Annotated in this window: 14 protein-coding genes; 5 read left to right on the top strand and 9 right to left on the bottom strand. The window is 44.6% G+C overall.

What is annotated here, in order from left to right; genetic code table 11:
- Window positions 1-49: 49 nt before the first annotated feature.
- Entirely contained in the window at window positions 50-2719 is a 2670-nt protein-coding gene (locus tag B5D63_RS07120; protein WP_078668023.1) for an alpha/beta hydrolase family protein, read from the top strand.
- Between the two features lie 116 nt (window positions 2720-2835).
- On the top strand, window positions 2836-4032 hold the full coding sequence (locus B5D63_RS07125; RefSeq protein WP_078668024.1) for an IS256 family transposase: 1197 nt from the start codon (window positions 2836-2838) through the stop codon (window positions 4030-4032).
- Between the two features lie 84 nt (window positions 4033-4116).
- Here B5D63_RS07125 and B5D63_RS07130 read toward each other — a convergent pair whose 3' ends face one another.
- From B5D63_RS07130 to B5D63_RS07165, 8 genes are all read right to left on the bottom strand, one after another.
- Window positions 4117-5409 (bottom strand): thioredoxin family protein, encoded by a 1293-nt coding sequence (locus B5D63_RS07130; RefSeq protein WP_078668025.1) that lies wholly within the window; start codon window positions 5407-5409, stop codon window positions 4117-4119.
- Window positions 5410-5440: 31 nt separating this feature from the next.
- Entirely contained in the window at window positions 5441-6877 is a 1437-nt protein-coding gene (locus B5D63_RS07135) for a RagB/SusD family nutrient uptake outer membrane protein (RefSeq protein ID WP_078668026.1), read from the bottom strand.
- A gap of 13 nt (window positions 6878-6890) precedes the next feature.
- A complete protein-coding gene (locus B5D63_RS07140; RefSeq protein ID WP_078668027.1) occupies window positions 6891-10274 on the bottom strand; it encodes a SusC/RagA family TonB-linked outer membrane protein in 3384 nt (1127 codons plus the stop codon).
- A 137-nt stretch (window positions 10275-10411) separates the two neighbouring features.
- On the bottom strand, window positions 10412-11530 hold the full coding sequence (locus tag B5D63_RS07145) for a FecR family protein (protein ID WP_078668028.1): 1119 nt from the start codon (window positions 11528-11530) through the stop codon (window positions 10412-10414).
- Between the two features lie 189 nt (window positions 11531-11719).
- Window positions 11720-12262 carry an RNA polymerase sigma factor gene (locus B5D63_RS07150; protein WP_078668029.1) on the bottom strand — a complete coding sequence of 181 codons (543 nt, stop codon included), beginning with the start codon at window positions 12260-12262 and terminating at the stop codon, window positions 11720-11722.
- A gap of 197 nt (window positions 12263-12459) precedes the next feature.
- Window positions 12460-13068, bottom strand: a complete 609-nt coding sequence (locus B5D63_RS07155) for a dihydrofolate reductase family protein (protein WP_078668030.1) — start codon at window positions 13066-13068, stop codon at window positions 12460-12462.
- Entirely contained in the window at window positions 13065-13259 is a 195-nt protein-coding gene (locus B5D63_RS07160) for a hypothetical protein (RefSeq protein ID WP_078668031.1), read from the bottom strand. Before B5D63_RS07160 ends, B5D63_RS07155 begins: the two co-directional genes overlap by 4 nt.
- Window positions 13260-13288: 29 nt before the next feature.
- Complete coding sequence (locus B5D63_RS07165; RefSeq protein ID WP_078668032.1) at window positions 13289-13774, bottom strand: VOC family protein; 486 nt, start codon at window positions 13772-13774, stop codon at window positions 13289-13291.
- 137 nt (window positions 13775-13911) lie between these two features.
- On the opposite strand from B5D63_RS07165, the gene B5D63_RS07170 reads away from it, so the two are divergent.
- The 3 genes from B5D63_RS07170 (at window position 13912) to B5D63_RS07180 (ending at window position 16760) form a co-directional block, all read left to right on the top strand.
- A complete protein-coding gene (locus B5D63_RS07170; protein WP_078668033.1) occupies window positions 13912-14907 on the top strand; it encodes a GlxA family transcriptional regulator in 996 nt (331 codons plus the stop codon).
- A 9-nt stretch (window positions 14908-14916) separates the two neighbouring features.
- Window positions 14917-15702 carry a helix-turn-helix transcriptional regulator gene (locus B5D63_RS07175; protein ID WP_078668034.1) on the top strand — a complete coding sequence of 262 codons (786 nt, stop codon included), beginning with the start codon at window positions 14917-14919 and terminating at the stop codon, window positions 15700-15702.
- Between the two features lie 77 nt (window positions 15703-15779).
- On the top strand, window positions 15780-16760 hold the full coding sequence (locus B5D63_RS07180) for a S41 family peptidase (RefSeq protein WP_078668035.1): 981 nt from the start codon (window positions 15780-15782) through the stop codon (window positions 16758-16760).
- On the opposite strand, the gene B5D63_RS07185 is transcribed toward B5D63_RS07180, so the two are convergent.
- Entirely contained in the window at window positions 16707-17279 is a 573-nt protein-coding gene (locus B5D63_RS07185; protein WP_078668036.1) for a dihydrofolate reductase family protein, read from the bottom strand. The genes B5D63_RS07180 and B5D63_RS07185 overlap by 54 nt on opposite strands.
- Window positions 17280-17322 lie beyond the last annotated feature (43 nt).

Here is a 17322-nt window from a genome sequence, read left to right on the forward strand (position 1 = left end):
TTATAGTCCTTATGGTAGTCTTGTTCTAATAATACATAATCTTTTTTGTATGCTTTTTTGGGCAAAAAAAAATATTCTGGTTGTTTTTATTGTTTTTGGGGTACACATGGCTTTGGGACAAAAGAAAGTGATTGGTGTAGATGATCTTGGGACTTGGGGACTCATTTCTCAGAATGCGAAATTAAACGATAACGGATCTGCTTTGAGTTATTATATTAACGGAAAACCAACAGCCGGTAAATTTACAGCCGTATTACAATCCACTGGGAGCAGTTGGATTAAGGAATTTCCAATGGGTTACGGACATTATTTTACTAGCGATAATAGAATTTTTTTGTGCGTGTTGCCAGGGAATGAGATTGTTATACAATATTTGAATTCGGAAAGACAAAGTAGAATATATAATGTCGGAAAATACTCTGTGTGGAGGGCAGACGGCAGTGATTGGTTGGCTTATACAAAGCTGCCAAAAAGCAGTAGAGAGCTATTATTAGTTAATCTGTCTAGAAGTGAAGACACAATAGTATACCACCAAGTAGATGATTACTTTCTAAATGGCAATGGGAGTTGTTTTGTGGTGATCAATAAGGTTGATTCGAGTAACTATTCGTTAAGAATGTTGAATATAAAGATGGGAGAAGTTAGAGAGATTTATAGAGGGGTAAAGCCTACAAATATTGTTATAGATGACAGTGGGAGAAAAATTGCGTTTTTGACAACTTCCGAAAATCAAGCTAAAGTAGCCAAAAATATTTGGTATTGGGATATGGACATTATGAAGGAGCCAGTAATTGTACAGCCGGACATTTTTGCAGATCCCAACTTGCTATTGACTAGTTTGGATGGATTTAGTACGGAAAACGGGATGTTTTTTTGTACACTAAGTAATAGAGCTGGAGTCAAGAATGATTATACAATGGGGCCTTCGATATGGAGGTATAATTCTGCTAAACTAGAAAGTGACTTGTCTGACGGAAATGCTAAAAATTATACATTTAGCGCTGCTTGGTATCCAAGTGAGAATAAAATCGTTCAGCTCCAAAAGCAAGGAGAAACGGAAATTCAGAAGAAAGACGGAAGAAGGCAATTATTATTCTATAACAATGGATATCGGGGTGAATGGAATTGGAACGAAAATTCCATTCCATCTTGTGTTTTGGTTGATATGAAAAGAGGGTTAAGGCGAAGCCTGACTCAGCCAGGTGACAGAAATGCAAAGTCTTATGTGTTGTCACCCAAAGGGAATCATATCGTATACTATGATGCCGATATGTCCGCTTATTTTCATTATGATATAGAGAGCGGTATCAGACGCAATTTAACGTCTGGAATTTTGGCAAAATGGACTACTTATGATAGGGATGACGAGCCATTTGCTTCATATATAAATATAGGTGTTGCTGGTTTTAGTGCTGATGAGTCTAAGGTTTTCATATATAGCCAGTATGATATTTTTGAAATAGATCTTACAGGAAAGAAAGCTCCTCTAAATCTTACAAATGGATACGGGAAAGAGAATAGTATTGTATTTCGGTTCGCTTTTCTTCCAGAAACTTGGGATTCAAAGAGGATATTATTAACAGCTTTCAACCGTAAAACGAAGGAAAATGGTTTCTTTGAAGTAAGGGAAGGTGATCCGAAAAGTCTAAGTGTATTGACTATGGAGAATGCGCTGTTTACCGGGGTTGATGAGAGTAAGTATGTGATACGGAATATGCCGGTTAGGGCTAAGGACGCTGATGTCTTTGTTGTCACAAAAATGGATGCTAAACATGCACCTGATTTGTATGTAACTCGTGACTTCAAAGTATTTAAGAAATTGAGTGATGTGCATCCAGAGAAAGAGTTTAATTGGCTAACAACAGAATTGATTGATTTTGAGTCATTGGACGGAAAGGTTTCACAAGGTATACTATATAAGCCTGAGGATTTTGATCCGAAGAAAAAGTACCCTCTGGTGTTCTATTATTACGAAAAAATTAGCGAGTGCTTAAATTTTTTTATAAATCCTGATGTTAGTATAGGGCCCGTCAATATTCCATATCTGGTGAGTAATGGTTATTTAGTATTTGCTCCCGATGTACATTTTGAGATTGGGTATCCGGGTAGAAGCTCTTATAATACGGTTATGGGAGCTGCAAATATGCTAATAAAATTGCCATTTGTTGATTCTACGAAGATGGGAATACAGGGCCATAGTTTTGGTGGGTTCCAGACTAATTACATTATAACCCATACTAGTCGATTTGCGGCTGCTTGCTCTGCGGCGGGGTTTACAAATTTTGTTAGTGCATATGGAGCCGTGATAGGTGATGGTTACTCCCGACAGGGACAGTATGAGCTATATCGGGATAGAATCGGGGCCACATTATGGGCACGGCCTGATCTTTATCTGGAAAATTCTCCGGTACTTAGAATTGACAAAATAAACACACCCTTATTGATGATGCACAATAAAGATGATGGAGACGTTCCTGTGGAGCAGGGGTTGGAATTTTTTACGGGTTTACGTAGATTGGGGAAAACAGCTTATCTGTTGCAGTATAAAGATGCGGGACATGTTGTAATCGGAGATGATGCTAAGGATTACAGTAAAAGAATACTAGATTTTTTTAATTTCTACCTAAAAAAGGGGAAATTGCCTAGTTGGATGACTAATAAGCCGGCGAATGTTATCGAATTCAGTTATCCCTTCCATAGCCAAGTTGTACATAAGTAGTCAGATGTGGTTGAGCTTGTCCCCAATCCATTCGCAGACACTATCTCAAAAACTGTGTAAATAGTAAAAATCGGGGTTTCGCTCCGATTTTTTAATTTTAAAGCATATACAGTTTTATGAAGACAGAAGATTTTTTATCAGACGACTTTCTGAAGCAGTTTAAAACAGCTGATCAGCTAAACGATTTTCTTGCCCAGATTCAGAAGCGGGGTATTGAAAAGATGCTGGAAGGCGAGTTGGATAGCCATTTAGGCTATGACAAGCATGAACATAATGACAGTACCAATAGCCGTAATGGCTACGGTAAGAAGAAGATTAAGACCAGCTATGGTGAATCAGAGATAAAAGTCCCCAGAGATCGTGACGCCAGCTTTAATCCCATGATTCTCCCTAAACGCGAAGGGATGGCTCAAGGGCTGGAAGAGGTAATTGTGTCCTTTTATGCCAAGGGGATGAGTGTGTCAGACATAGAAGAACAAATAAGGGAAGTATATAAATTTGACGTTTCTACGGCCACGATCAGCCGTATCACCAGCCGGGTGACAGAAGATATTGTCGCCTGGCAAAACCGGCCACTGGAACCGGTTTATCTCATCGTCTGGATGGACGGTATTGTGTTCAAGGTACGGGAGAACAGCAAAGTAGTGAATAAAACCGTCTATATCGCAGTGGGCCTAAAGCGGGATGGCCTCAAAGAAGTGTTGGGAATGTGGCTGGGTAAGAATGAATCAGCTGCTTATTGGATGACTGTGCTTACAGATCTTAAGGCGCGTGGCCTGGAAGATATTTTAATAACGGCCACAGATAATCTGAATGGATTCACTCAGACCATCAGATCCGTATTCCCACTGTCTGCCACTCAGGTTTGTGTCGTACATCAGATACGCAACAGCTGTCGCTATGTTGTTTGGAAAGATAAAAAGGAGTTTACAACCGATATGAAGGATGTTTATGCAGCTCCAACCAGACAGGCTGCCCTGGCTGCTCTTGACGCCCTGGATACTAAGTGGAGCGCTAAGTATGCATACGCTATCAAAAGCTGGCGTGAAAACTGGGAAGACCTCACCGTCTTCTTTGACTTCCCCCTGGAGATCAGACAGATCATCTACACGACAAACCTCATCGAAAATCTGAACGGTAAGATTAGAAAATACACCAAAAACAAGCTGTCCTTCCCTACAGATGAAGCAGTGTTTAAATCTGTATACCTGGCTTTACGGGAAGTATCAAAAAAATGGACCATGCCCATTAGAAACTGGGGCATGATCCTAAATCAGTTTTTAACTATTTTTGATAAAAGAGTGAGAATCTAATTATTATCCTGATTCCCCGGTTTTTAAGTTTACACACTTAGTGAAATAGTCCCCCTTTTATGCCAAGGGGACTGACTATAACCGCTAGTTCCATATAGGAATGTTTGCTTCCATTTTGGATAGAGTTTTTTTAATTTCCGCTGTGGATGCGTCGTCTTTATTTTTTTCAGAAATTAGTAATGCCTTTTTTTCTACGGTGATTGCTTCTGTTTTTTCTCCAAGTTTATACAATACATTCGCATATGTATCCATTTTTGCATGGTCGTCGGGATAAGAAGCTGTTATGATTTGCATGTATTCTCTAGCTTTTTTGAGGATTCTAAAGTCGTTACTGTATTTTAATACAGTTAGAAATACAAAATTGTTGGCCTCGAAAGCTTCCCAGACGCCAAACTTGTTATTCATTTTATCCAAGCGCTCCATATGGTATCGAATTGCATTATTCCAATCCTCATGTTCACTATACCAATTTATTTGATATCGTAAGACTAAATCAGAAGCCAGGCTATTGTCCCATGATCTTGTTATTACTTTTTTGATGCTATCCCAATCAGGTGTGCTCTTTTCTAGTTCTGCTTTTTTTAAAACTGGTGAAATGAGTTCTTGGATGGCAATCTGTCTAATTAGTTGGTCTGAAAATCCTGAGTCTTTCATAATTGAGTCGACCTTCTGCCTATGTAAATAGATATACCTTGTTGCGCTATCTTTTCGAGTTAATAGACTACCAAATGTATTGAAAAAAGGTTTGTATTTGGCATGTAGATAGTCCTCTGGAGGTCTATTGTCAATAGCTTTTTCCTTAAATGAGTTTGCAACTTTTTGGGAAAGAGAATCCTCTCGGTAGCTTTTTAGAGTAATGGCATAATTAAGAAGCTCATCGGGATTCATTTTCCTGGAATTATACCGGATTAACTGCCCTGCATAATTACTATTTATGTCCCTTGCAGTGTTGCAAAATGCGATAAATGAGTCTGGTGCCATGTAGCCCGTTCCTCGATGAAGGATATTTTCGTCGGCATCAAGAAATAGATAGGTGGGGAAGCTACGTATTTTGTACTTCTTGAGGAGCCTTCTAGCAATATTATATCTCTTCTGTATTTCCTCCGTATCGTTTTTGCTACTGTCCGCTTGTAGCTTTATTGAAGTGAAGTGTTTATTCAAGTATTGGCTTATAACAGTGCTTGGATATACTTCGCTATCCATTTTTTTGCAAGGGCCACACCATGTAGCATAAAAGTCAATAAAGATAATCTTATTTTCGGAACTTGATTTCAGTTTTATTTGTTCCCAATCGAGATTTTCATTGAAGTTAGTTCGAGTTTGTCCAAAGGTTGAGTTGGTGATGATACTGCTTGCTAATAATAAAATCCATTTCATTTTTATATAGTTAAGGTTTTGTAAGGTGTATTTAATAACCGATATTTTGCGTTAGGTTTGGATTCGTTAATCTTTCAGTGTTTGGTATGGGATACCTAACTTTAAAGGATGCCCAAGTTCCGCCTTTGAATGCCATTGCATTTTGCATAACCGAATCAACGGAGTTGGTCCTTATTAAGTCAAACCATCTATGTCCCCATTCGGTAAAAAGTTCTACTCGACGTTCTCTATTAATGGCGATTCGTAACGCAGATACACTGTTGGTGGAAATGGGGGGGATACCTGCACGTTTTCTTATCGCATTGAGGTCTTCTTTAGCTCCTTCGATATTATTTTGTTCGAGTCTTGATTCTGCTCTTATCAGGTATTGTTCCGCTAGTCGAAAGACTATGCAATACTCTTTTACACTTGAACTACTGAGGTCCGCTTGATATTTAAATGCGTATGGGTAGGTTTGATTATTTGCAGATATATAGTTTATCCAACTTGTTAGTCTTTTGTCATTGTCTTCGAAACTGGACATCAGAGATGGTGAAAGGTAATAGTTTCTAAGAGACAGCGTACCTGGGGCGCTAGTTAGTATAAAGAAGGTGGCTTCATCTGTATTATATCCTTGTTTGACTGGTTGAAGTGCCCACAACGTTTCTTTGCTATTTTTCTTAAAGACTGAATCTAGCCCTACTAGATCGTATTGCGATTTATTATTTATAATTGTAGTTGCGGCTGTTTCTGCTTCGAGATATTTTTTTCTGTAAAGTTTTACCCTAGCCTGGAGCGCGACTGCTGTTGATTGGTTGGGTCGTACCCGTTCGGTTGTTGGTTTAATAATACTTGCGTCTACGTAATCGTCATTAAGATAGGTTTTAGATTGCTCAAGATCGGTTTCAATATGGTTGTATATTGCTGATGTTGAGGACCGGGTGATAGTAGAATTTATCCGGTAGTCAGTAGATGTGACAAGGGGAACATCACCAAACAGATTAACCAGATAGAAGAAGTAAAATGCTCTTAGAAAGTATGCCTCTCCAAGCAATCTTTTTTTTACAGCAGGTGTTAAGGTTTGGCTTTGGTTTAAACCTTCAATGGCTGCATTGATTGTAAAGATTCTTGGGTAGAGGTTGGAGAAGTAGTTATTGTACCCGCCATTGTTTATGTAGTCAGGACTGACCATATTTCTCCACCAAATAAGATCTGCTTGAACATTTAAGTTTCCAATACCGAGATTGTCTGAAGCTAGTTCTTCAATAAGAGAGATAGAGGTGATACCACCATCAGAGAATCCCTGCATGATTTTGGTGTAGATTCCGGTTAATACCGCCGCTGCGGTATAATCATTTTTATAGACGTTCGCTTCGTTTATACTGGTTGTGGGGGCAGGGATCTCTAAGAACTTTTTGCAGCTGATTAGAGTGAGATTATTCAGTATTAAAAATATGCATGAGGTTTTTATTAATATTTGCCTGTTCATAACTGATTTAGTTTTAGATGTTTAAATGAAGGCCGAAGGTAATTGTTCGGAGAGGAGGAAGAACTGATAGAAAAGCTGTCTCTGGGTCTGTTCCAAAGAAATTAGAGATGGTAAGAAGGTTTTGTCCCTGTATGAAAAATCTTGCCGTGTTTATTTTAATCTTCTTTGCCCAACTATGCGGACATGTATAGGATAGTCTTAGGTTTCTCAGTTTAATAAAAGATGCGTCTTCGTAGTTTGCACTGCTTGATCCCAATGCATAATAGGCCATAACAGCATCAAAGTTTTCCGACGACACCATCTGATATGTAGCTACATCACCTGGTCTTCGCCATCTGTCTTGTATGGCTGTTGGCATTTGTGTGATTACTCCAGGGAAACCTGTTAGAGTCATCCTGTTAGTAGCCCCCATTTTTTTTACGAACTGGAATAGGAAATCCAGGGTTAGACCTTTAAAGCTGATAGTATTACTAATGCTTCCATAGTATTTTGGAGATGTGTTGATAATTTCTGTTCTGTCGGTGATAGAATTAGGAATAGAGGTGGCTTTTCCGTCAGCTGCCCGGTATTGATATAAACCTGTATTGGGGTTTACTCCAAGAAATGGAAATACCTTAGCAATGTTGACTGGTTGCCCGACTTCATATGTCAATCTGAAGGTGGTTTTATCTAGGTCTTTGAACTCAATAAGTTTGTTAGTAGGAATTGTCAAGTTTGCTGAGATATTCCATATTACTTTTTTGCTTTTTAGTGGAGATACATCTAGCTGAAACTCAAATCCAGTATTTTGGATTGTGGCATCAATATTTTGATTTACTCCAATGAAACCTGTTACCAATCCAAGTGGATAAGTTATCAGCTGATTGGATGATCTATTTATATTGTAATTTGCCGAAAATAGAATTTGGTTATTTAGAACTCCTACATCGATTCCGAGATTTAGTTTTTTGGTTAGTTCCCATTGCAGGTAAGGATTTGATAATCCTGTTGGCTGGATGCCTACAGTTTGTTGGTATAAAATGGGGGTGGTAATGTTGTTGTATAAGCTTAGGTAAAGATAGTCTGGGATTTGATCATTCCCCGTGGTGCCATATGAAATTTTTAGTTTTCCGAGACTTAGCCATGGTAGACTGTTTTTCGAGAATCTTTCGTCACTGAAAATCCAAGCACCTGCTACTGAGTAGAAATTTGCGAACCTGTTTGCACTTCCAAATCGGGTAGTGCCATCTCGTCTTCCAGCAAGTGTTATTAGGTATTTGTCGCGGTGATTATAGTTGATACGACTATAGAAGCCATTGTAACGGTACGTTACTATGTAAGGCTGTGCTGTAATGTTAGGTGCGTTCGCTATATTTTCGAGTTGCGCGTCGTCGATAAATCCCCCTCCGGCAGTGAGAAGTGCGTTGTCCTTCTTTTGTTGGAAAGAACTTCCTATTAGTATGTCTAGTTTTCCATTGTTGAAGTCCTTTTTGTATTTAATTTTAGGTTCGATAATCCATGAAGCTGTTGATTTATTAGAAAGGTTAACCTTTCTAAGGTTAATGGGAAGTGCCGGACTAAAGGAGGATTGGGGCGTAATGGCGCTTTCTGCGATTTGTAGGTTGTTGTAACCTGCTGAGCTACTAATTTCTAAGCCAGGAAGTGCCATGTATCCTAGTTCGATGTTTCCAATAGTGTTATTGGTAGCGCCTTTGTACCTTCTCGTAATATAAGCTATCGGATTGTCTAGCGTATATCTGCTAGTTCCAGGAATCAGTCCCCAACTTAAGGTTCCGTCTTCTTTATATAATTGGGGCGCATTAGGCGGTAGTGTAACTACTTTACTCATTAAATCAATATTCATCATTGAATTATCGTCATTCACATATGTTCCAGAGAAACTCATACGGAATTTTTGATTGTTTGATTTGTGATTAAAACTCATGTGTACATTCTCTCTGGTGTCAGCAAAGTCTCCAGGAGTAACAGTTGTTTGTTTAAGGTAGCCACCGCCTACGTAGAATTGTGTATGTTCAGTTCCTCCTGATATTGCAGCTTGTGCATTGGTAAATTGGGCCGATCCACCGACAAGCATCTTTTGCCAGTTGGTAGTTTTAGTGGAATCCCATGCGCCACTGATATCATAATCGTTGGTGTATGATATTGTGGAGTTGTCATTTTTTTTTGCTTCTTTTCTAAGTCTAATGTAGTCAGTCGTATTTAAAAGTTTAGGTTGACGAGATACTTTGCTGAAACCTGTTTGAAAGTCAACGTCCACCCTTGTATTACCTGGTTTTCCTTTTTTTGTGGTGATAAGTATTGCTCCGTTTGCAGCTCGTGAGCCGTAGATAGCGGTGGCATCTGCATCTTTAAGCACCGTTATACTCTCGATGTCGCCTGGATTTACGTAATTTAAGGTGCTTCCTCCAGATCCGCCAATTGCTGCAGTCATAATTGAGGGATTGGGATTTACAGGGGGGTAAGGAACGCCGTCAATAACAAAGAAAGGTGAGGTGCCTTGTGCTAAACTGTTTACGCCTTGGATGTTGACATTAATATTGCCGGCTGCTACCCCTGTGGTTTGTTGAATAAATACTCCCGGAACACGACCTTGAAGTGTGAGCAACGGATTCGACACCGGCTGCCTTTCTATCACCTCCGCACTTACCGTCCCAATATTCCCCGTACTCGTCCTCTTCGTCGTTGTCCCATACGCGATCACCTGCACCTGGTCCAGTGCCGTGTTCAGCTGTTTCAGCACTACGTCTATCTCTCCCTGTTGGGCTTTTATTTCCCGGGAGAGGTAGCCGATGTAGCTAAAGATCAGCGTGGCGGCGGCATTTGTTTTCAGGGTGTAAGTACCATCGGGCTTTGTGACGGTGCCGGTGCCGCCGCCTTTTACGCGGACGCTCACGCCTACGAGCGGCTGACCTTTATCATCCCGGACGCTGCCCTGGACGTAGACAACTTTGGTGGAGTCCGGAGCGCCTGAATCGAACGTGAGAAAGTCAGCTCCTGACAGATTGCTACGTTCTTTACGCGTAACAACAATGACGTTATTCTGGATAGTATAGGTGAAGGGCTGATTCTCGAAGATCTTGTCGAGGGCTTCGGGTACGGAGTTGTCCATGAGGTTAAGGTTGACCGGCTTGGAATCGCGGAGGTTGTCGGACTCCACGAAGAAGGAGTAGCCACTTTGTTTCCGGACGGACTGGAGTACGTCGCGCAGCGGTGTGTTACTGGCGGTAAGGGATATCCGTTGTGAATAAACGCTGGCAGTTACCTGCAGGTTGAATAAAAATAACAATGCGATTAATTTCATGGCCACAATGATTATGAGCGTGTGACGGCCCTGCGGGGAGGGGATTTTCCGCAAAGAAAATTCCGTTCCCACCTTGGTGGGTACATTATATTCCATATCTTTGTCTGGTTGAAAATTGTGAAAAATTGTAAGAGCAGTTTTTTAACGAAATTCAATCCTGCCGGGAGTGTTGGTCGCACTTCCGGTTTCGTTTTAGTAAGTGTTTTTTTTGTTTTTGTGATGTTTGACTGATGCTAATGAACGTTGACTTTCCTTCCGTCTAGTTTGAATGTTAGTTTTGTTCCCATTTCGATAATGTTAATGACTTGCTGAAGATTCAGGTTCCTGGAAATTTCTGCGTCAAATCGTTTGTTCAGAGGAAGGGTGCTGTTGTAGGTGAACTCAACATCGTACCATCTGCCAATTTGTTGTAGAACTTCTTTTAAAGGGGTGTCATTAAATACAAACAATCCGTCTTTCCATGCTATGACGTCTTCGGCTTTGACTGACTTTACTTCAAAGTCGTTACCAATCAGGGTAGCTTGCTGACCAGGCTTAAGAGAGTGGGTCGTGGATGAAGCGAGGGGCGTGATATCCACGCTGCCTTCTGCGAGCGTGGTGATATCAGGCTGGTGGAGATAACAGCATACATTGAAATGTGTGCCGGTCACCTTGATGCTTTGTTGCAGGCTAGAGACTATAAAAGGTTGCTGTTGATGTTTTGCTACTTCAAAATAGGCTTCCCCCACCAGGTGCACACGGCGCTCTTTGCCGGTGAAAGGTACGGGGTAAGTGATGCTGGACTCGGCATTCAGCACCACCTTGCTGCCATCAGGAAGCACGACCTGGTACTGACCGGCTCGGGGGGTAGTGATCGTATTGTACACAGGCCGCTCTCCCGATAGTTTTAATGGTTGCCTGGAGGTGGAATAGTAATTTAATATACCCGAACCCTGTTGTGCGAGCACTCCCGGGGCAGCAGCAATGCTGTCCGGCGTATCGCCGAGAGGGACCTGCCGGCCGTCGGACAAGGTGAGCATGGCCTTATTGCCACCCGGGCGGATCGCCGCCATCATCTTGTCCTGCACCGGACCGGTTTTGTTGTTCGTCTTAATATATAAGGTATAGGATAATACAGATACAAATGCTACTGCAGCGGCCATCAGATACCATGCGCCGGACGATCCATGCCTCCCGATCCTCAACCTGGCCCAGATCTCCCGTTTGATCCTGGCGTAGTCCACATTATACGCCACCGGTTCCTGCTGCCGGCAGAGATCAAGGTACCAGTCTTCTACCAGCGCCTTCTCTTCCGGTGTGCAATCACCTCGCTCCACACGGTCCAATAAATCTTTGGTTTCCTGGTCGCTCATACTAAATTTAAGTTAGATGGTATACATTCACAATGATGGTTCATGGGGTCAGGGATCGGACAATCGTTCACCGCTCTCACTGATATAATAACGCACTGAAAAAAGAACGGTAGAAGGAAGGTTATTAAATTTTTAACTTTTTGTAAATAATGCATTTCGTTTTTACAAATAGTTTAGAAATGAAAGGGGCTAAAAATAGCTCAACTTCGTCCGCAAAATCCGGATAGCATTGTGGATCTGCTTACGCACCGTCTCGGTAGACGTACTGGTACGCTCCGCAATCGTCTTGTAATCGCAATGCTGCTTGCGGCTCAGTTCAAACGTCAGCCGCATCCGCTCCGGCAACCGGGAAATCTCCATCTCTATCTGCCGCTGCAGCTCCCGCTCCCGCACCTGTATCTCTGTACACTCCGATGCACTCACATAATGTCTTAAAGTGGCCAGGTACTTTTCCCGTACCTTCTCCCGCCGGTAATCATTGATGATCCGGTTACGCACCGTCGTATACAACAATAATCTTAAGGGAATGGCATCCTGTATGCTGCCATGACGGATCAGGGAATGGAAAGTCTCCTGTACCACATCCTGCGACGCACACTCGTCACGAAGCATCCGCAACGCATGCCGGTACAGAATAGCCCAATAACGGTTGTAAATTTCTGTGAAACATTCAACGATGCCCTCATTATAACCGGCAACCAGCTCACTATCACTTAATGCATGGTAGGTCATATTATAAATAACAGGTTTCAGTGGCAGCGGAATAAATTAAAAGTTGCCACCTATACCCAAGGAACGATGTCAAAAAAGACACGGTTGTAAGTCATTTGTTAATACAAAAATGTATGGAGAGTAATTTAATGGGGTAAACAAGGAGGTGTAAAACAACAAAACCAGCCATGGCGGCTGGTTTTGTGCAATAGTTGTTTTTAGTCTAATATGACGTCGTAGCCGTTCTTGTTAACAATATACCTGAACCAGACAACCCCCGACCTGAACGTATGCATCTGCTGCATAAACATCTGCACCTTGTCCGCCCCGCCGGGAAACAACGGCATACCCCTCCCCAACACCACCGGATGCACCCACAGATGAAACTCGTCCACCAGCCCCAGGTGGGTCAACGCTCCCACCAGCTGCCCGCTGCCATACACCATAATGTTTTTCTCCGGACCAGGACGCGGCTGCTTCAAAGCCGCCACCACCCGCCGCAAATCACCCTTCGCCTGCCGGCTGTTGCTCCAGGGCAACGTACGGATGGTCTGCGAATACACCACCTTCTGCGTCGTATTCATCATCACGGCATACGCAATGTCATCCCGCGGGAAAAACGAATCAATCTCTACCCGCTGCCAGTAAGCGGCCATCGCTTCATAGGTATTACGGCCCAGCAACAACGTGTCTGCCTGGTTCAAATCCCGGGTCAGCCGCTCACTCATGTCATTGCCCCAGCTGGCGAAATGCCAGTCCAGCTCCCGCTGCTGACCAGACATAAACCCGTCCAGCGATATGTTCATGGATACAATCACTTTTCTCATACAATAGTCAGAGGGTTACTTTGCCTGCGATGACGGGCATAATAAATCTGCCGGCCCAACAACGCACCGGGAATAGATAACGCCGCCCCCAACAGGGAGTACCACGCTGGTCCGGCATCTTTCATGGTAATCAAACCCACCAGCCACATCACCACCATACCGGTAATAATGGCTAAAATAAGGCGTAACATATAAGCTGTATTTAACTTGAAGAAAAAGACTACTTGCCGTCAAAGGCGTCCTGCAAGCCCTGCATGTCCAGCTTATTCATGCCCATCATGGCCTGCATGGCGCGGCCCGCTTTCTGCCGGTCCGCCGCCCCCAGCAATTGTCCCAAAAGGGTAGGTACCACCTGCCAGGATACCCCAAACGGGTCTTTCAGCCAGCCGCACCGCCCTTCCTTGCCGCCATTGGCGGTAAGGCCGTTCCAGTAATGGTCCACTTCTTCCTGCGTCTCACAGGAAATCACAAAAGAAACCGCTTCGTTAAAGGTAAAATGAGGACCTCCGTTCAACGCAATAAAGGTCAGGTCCTTCAGCCGGAAAGTTGCTGTCATCAGTGTACCTTCGGGCAGCGGCGCGCCGGCGCCATACCGGCTGATACCACAGACTTCCACCTTTGGGAAAACATCCTGGTAAAACTGGATCGCTGTTTCTGCATTGTCATTAAACCACAGAAAAGGGGTAATTTGTTGTTCGTTTTTCATAATTGTTGCATTTTGTGAAACTTTCTGATCCAAAGGTACCCCGCTGTCCGCTAGAAGAAGGGGTGGTGTAGAGACATTCAAAGGGTTGTTTGCGACTTTTTACATCCTTAACTTTATATAAATTCCTTCCGGTTATTATGAAACACGTATCCATCCTTGTCCTCAATGACGCCGTGATGGCCAGTATTGTAGATCCCCACATGATGCTCTCCGGCGTGAATGGCTTTCTCGAAGATGCCGGTAAACCGCCGGCCTTTAAACTACAACTGTTAGGACTTACCCCCATGGTAAAACAGTACAACGGCCTGTTCAGTGTACATACGGATAAAATGCTGAAAGAGGTGAAACGTACAGACCTGGTGATCATCCCGGCTATCGCCGGCGATTTTGAAGCTACCTTGTACAAAAACAGGGAATTCATCCCCTGGATTATCCGCCAATATAAAGAAAATGGCGCAGATGTAGCCAGCCTCTGCTCCGGTGCTTTTGTGCTGGCCGCCACCGGCCTGCTCGACGGCCTCGAATGCTCCAGCCACTGGGCATCGGCCAACCTGTTCCGGCAACTGTTCCCCGACGTGGTGCTGGTCAACGGCCGCATCGTCACGGAACAACAAGGCCTCTACTCCAGCGGCGGCGCCAATTCCTACTGGAACCTGCTGCTGCACCTGGTAGAGAAATATACCGACCGGGAAACAGCCATCATGGCCTCTAAAGTATATGCGCTGGACATCGACCGCACCAGCCAGTCACCTTTCGCCATGTTCAGCGGACAGAAGAAACATGAAGACGCTCCCATCCGCCTGGCACAGGAATACATCGAAGCCAATATACACCAGCGTATCTCCGTAGAGGAACTGTCGGACCGCTTCGCCATCGGCCGCCGCCACTTCGTACGGCGCTTTAAAAAAGCCACAGACAACACCCCGTTGGAATACATCCAGCGCGTACGCATGGAAGCAGCCAAAAAGAAACTGGAAAGCAGCAGGATGAACGTCAACGAAGTCATGTACGAAGTAGGCTATTCGGACAGTAAAGCTTTTCGTGCTATCTTTAAAAAAATGACAGGCATGCTGCCGGTAGACTACCGTTTAAAATATAATAAAGAAGCGGCAGTGGAAACCAGCAGCCGCTAATCCTGCAACATGATCATGGAACAACTGGGCAGCGGCACCTTTCTGGGTAAAAACAAAGTCAATTACCATCTTTCCGGTATCATCCTGTCGGAAACGGTATACCACGCGGCAGTGTCGGAAGACTGGCACCACCACGCCAACCCTCATTGCTCACTGGTGTTGGAAGGCGGTAACTTCGAACACCGCCGTTACTATCAACAGGAAGTACTGCCCGGAAAACTGGTCCGCTACGCCTCTTTCGAAGAACACCGTAACCTGCAAACGCTGCATCCCTCGCGTAACCTGAACCTGGAAGTGGAACCGGCTTTTTTCGAAACCTACGGCCTGTCGGAAATCACCTGGGAAAGCCTTCCCGAACATGCGCTGCAACTGGCGGTCCTGCAGCTCTATAAAGAGCGCGACCTGCTGCCGGAACAGGATACGCTGGCCCATTCCATCCTGCTGCAGCATTGGGGCCCTGCCGTGAAGACCGGCAAAGGCACGCCCGTATGGGTACACCGGCTGCGCCAACTGTTGCACGACCGCTGGGATACGCCGCTGTCGCTCGACACCCTGGCAGCCGAAATGGACATGCACCCGGTATCGCTCTCCAAATATTTTCCGCTCTATTTTCAGGGTACCATCGGGGAGTATCTCCGTAAAATAAAAGTAGGCAGATCGCTGGCGCTGGTGCGCGATAAAAAACAATCCCTCACCGGCATCGCCCTGCAATGCGGCTTCTTTGACCAGAGCCATTTTATCCGTAATTTCAAACAATACACCGGCTACCTGCCGGGCGCCTTCCGTAAACTGTAATTTTTTCCCGGATACTAATTCTGTACAATTCTGGCACCCCGCCGAAAGGTAGCTTTGTGCCATTAATCCATGTCAACATGAAAAAATGGTATAGCCTCATGGTTACCTGCCTGTGCCTGTCAACGGTCTACGGGCAAACGGTAACTTCCGCCGAAAAACAGGCGGTCATCCGCCAGTCCGCACAGCTGCTGGAACAACACTATGTGTATCCCGACAAAGGCAAGCTGCTGGCGGCCGCGCTGCTGCAAAAAGAAAGAGACCTGACGAAGGGAACGGACAGCGTAAAGGTTTTCGCAAAGGCGGTCACGAAATTGTTACGGCAAACCGTACAAGACGGACATATCTTCCTCAAATTTGACCCGGAACTGGTAAGAGAGCTGAATGCGCCGCGGGCCAAAGGCGATAGCGCCAAAGACCCGTTTCACTATAGTGAAAGGGCCGCTAATATCAACTATGGTTTCCTGGAGGTGAAAGTGCTGGAGGGGAACATCGGTTATATCCGGCTGGCAGAAATCAATCTGTCACCGCAAAGCGTGGATGTGCTGAAAGCAGCGATGACGATGGTACAGCATACACAGGCGCTGATCCTGGACCTGCGCGATAATGGTGGCGGCGGCAGCGCCATCGGCCTGGTGCTGGAAGGATATTTTGTGAAAGCAGGCACTCCGCTGCTGGAGGTGAAAAACCGGAACGGAAAAAATGAAGTAATGAAAGCGGAAGCGCTCAGCGGTACACGACCATACGAGCGGCCACTGTATATATTGGTGAACGATGACACGGCATCTGCAGCAGAAGCCATCGCGTTCGAATTGCAATATATGAAACGCGCCACGATCGTGGGACAACGTACAGCGGGCGGTGCGCACATGAACGAACTTTACCCGGCCAATAACCGGTTCCTGTTGTCGGTATCCATTGCGGCGCCGGTATTTCCGGGCACGAGCCAAAGCTGGGAGCTGACCGGCATACAACCGGATATTGTTACCACCAGCAGGGAAGAAGATTTACCGGTGGTACTGGGGCTTATAAAAAAGGACCACGATACCGCACGGAAATGAAGTGGCACTGATCAGTTTCAGGGACAGCCGCTGTTCCAGCTGATGGAAGATAGGCAGCCCTTTACCGATGGCCACCGGATTCACGAACAGGTAAAATTCATCGATGAGCGCTTCCTGTATCAGGCTGGCCGCCAGTTTACTGCCCCCGTAGGTGATGATATCCCCTCCGGGGGATTTTTTTAGACGGGCTACTTCTTCGGGCAACGCTTCATTAACGAGTACCGTGTTCTGCCAGCCATGTTCGGTCTGCGTGCGGGAGAAGACCATTTTAGGGAGATCATTCATGCGATGCGTGTATGCGTCGGCGATATCGGGATCGCCGGCGCGGGCTGTCCATGCAGGGATGAATGTGTCTGCCAGTTTGCGTCCTATCAGGATGAGGTCTACGGGTTTGGTCAGGGCCAGTGCGTGATCTTTCAGCTGCTGGTCCCATTCAGGGGTAAGCCAGTCTGTATCGCCCTGTGCGTCGGCTACAAAGCCGTCTACACTTACCTGCATCTGAAGTATCAGCTTTCTCATGAGGATATTTTTGAGGGTGCTGATACAAACTTACAGGTTAATA

It is taken from the genome of Chitinophaga eiseniae (genome assembly GCF_900167135.1).
GTDB classification, from domain to species: domain Bacteria; phylum Bacteroidota; class Bacteroidia; order Chitinophagales; family Chitinophagaceae; genus Chitinophaga; species Chitinophaga eiseniae.

What these genes read in the sequence shown, in the direction of transcription:
- B5D63_RS07120 (WP_078668023.1), top strand. Translation starts at nt 50, where the DNA reads ATGCTTTTTTGGGCAAAAAAAAATATTCTGGTTGTTTTTATTGTTTTT.
- B5D63_RS07125 (WP_078668024.1), top strand. Translation starts at nt 2,836, where the DNA reads ATGAAGACAGAAGATTTTTTATCAGACGACTTTCTGAAGCAGTTTAAA.
- B5D63_RS07130 (WP_078668025.1), bottom strand. Translation starts at nt 5,409, where the DNA reads ATGAAATGGATTTTATTATTAGCAAGCAGTATCATCACCAACTCAACC.
- B5D63_RS07135 (WP_078668026.1), bottom strand. Translation starts at nt 6,877, where the DNA reads ATGAACAGGCAAATATTAATAAAAACCTCATGCATATTTTTAATACTG.
- B5D63_RS07140 (WP_078668027.1), bottom strand. Translation starts at nt 10,274, where the DNA reads ATGGAATATAATGTACCCACCAAGGTGGGAACGGAATTTTCTTTGCGG.
- B5D63_RS07145 (WP_078668028.1), bottom strand. Translation starts at nt 11,530, where the DNA reads ATGAGCGACCAGGAAACCAAAGATTTATTGGACCGTGTGGAGCGAGGT.
- B5D63_RS07150 (WP_078668029.1), bottom strand. Translation starts at nt 12,262, where the DNA reads ATGACCTACCATGCATTAAGTGATAGTGAGCTGGTTGCCGGTTATAAT.
- B5D63_RS07155 (WP_078668030.1), bottom strand. Translation starts at nt 13,068, where the DNA reads ATGAGAAAAGTGATTGTATCCATGAACATATCGCTGGACGGGTTTATG.
- B5D63_RS07160 (WP_078668031.1), bottom strand. Translation starts at nt 13,259, where the DNA reads ATGTTACGCCTTATTTTAGCCATTATTACCGGTATGGTGGTGATGTGG.
- B5D63_RS07165 (WP_078668032.1), bottom strand. Translation starts at nt 13,774, where the DNA reads ATGAAAAACGAACAACAAATTACCCCTTTTCTGTGGTTTAATGACAAT.
- B5D63_RS07170 (WP_078668033.1), top strand. Translation starts at nt 13,912, where the DNA reads ATGAAACACGTATCCATCCTTGTCCTCAATGACGCCGTGATGGCCAGT.
- B5D63_RS07175 (WP_078668034.1), top strand. Translation starts at nt 14,917, where the DNA reads ATGATCATGGAACAACTGGGCAGCGGCACCTTTCTGGGTAAAAACAAA.
- B5D63_RS07180 (WP_078668035.1), top strand. Translation starts at nt 15,780, where the DNA reads ATGAAAAAATGGTATAGCCTCATGGTTACCTGCCTGTGCCTGTCAACG.
- B5D63_RS07185 (WP_078668036.1), bottom strand. Translation starts at nt 17,279, where the DNA reads ATGAGAAAGCTGATACTTCAGATGCAGGTAAGTGTAGACGGCTTTGTA.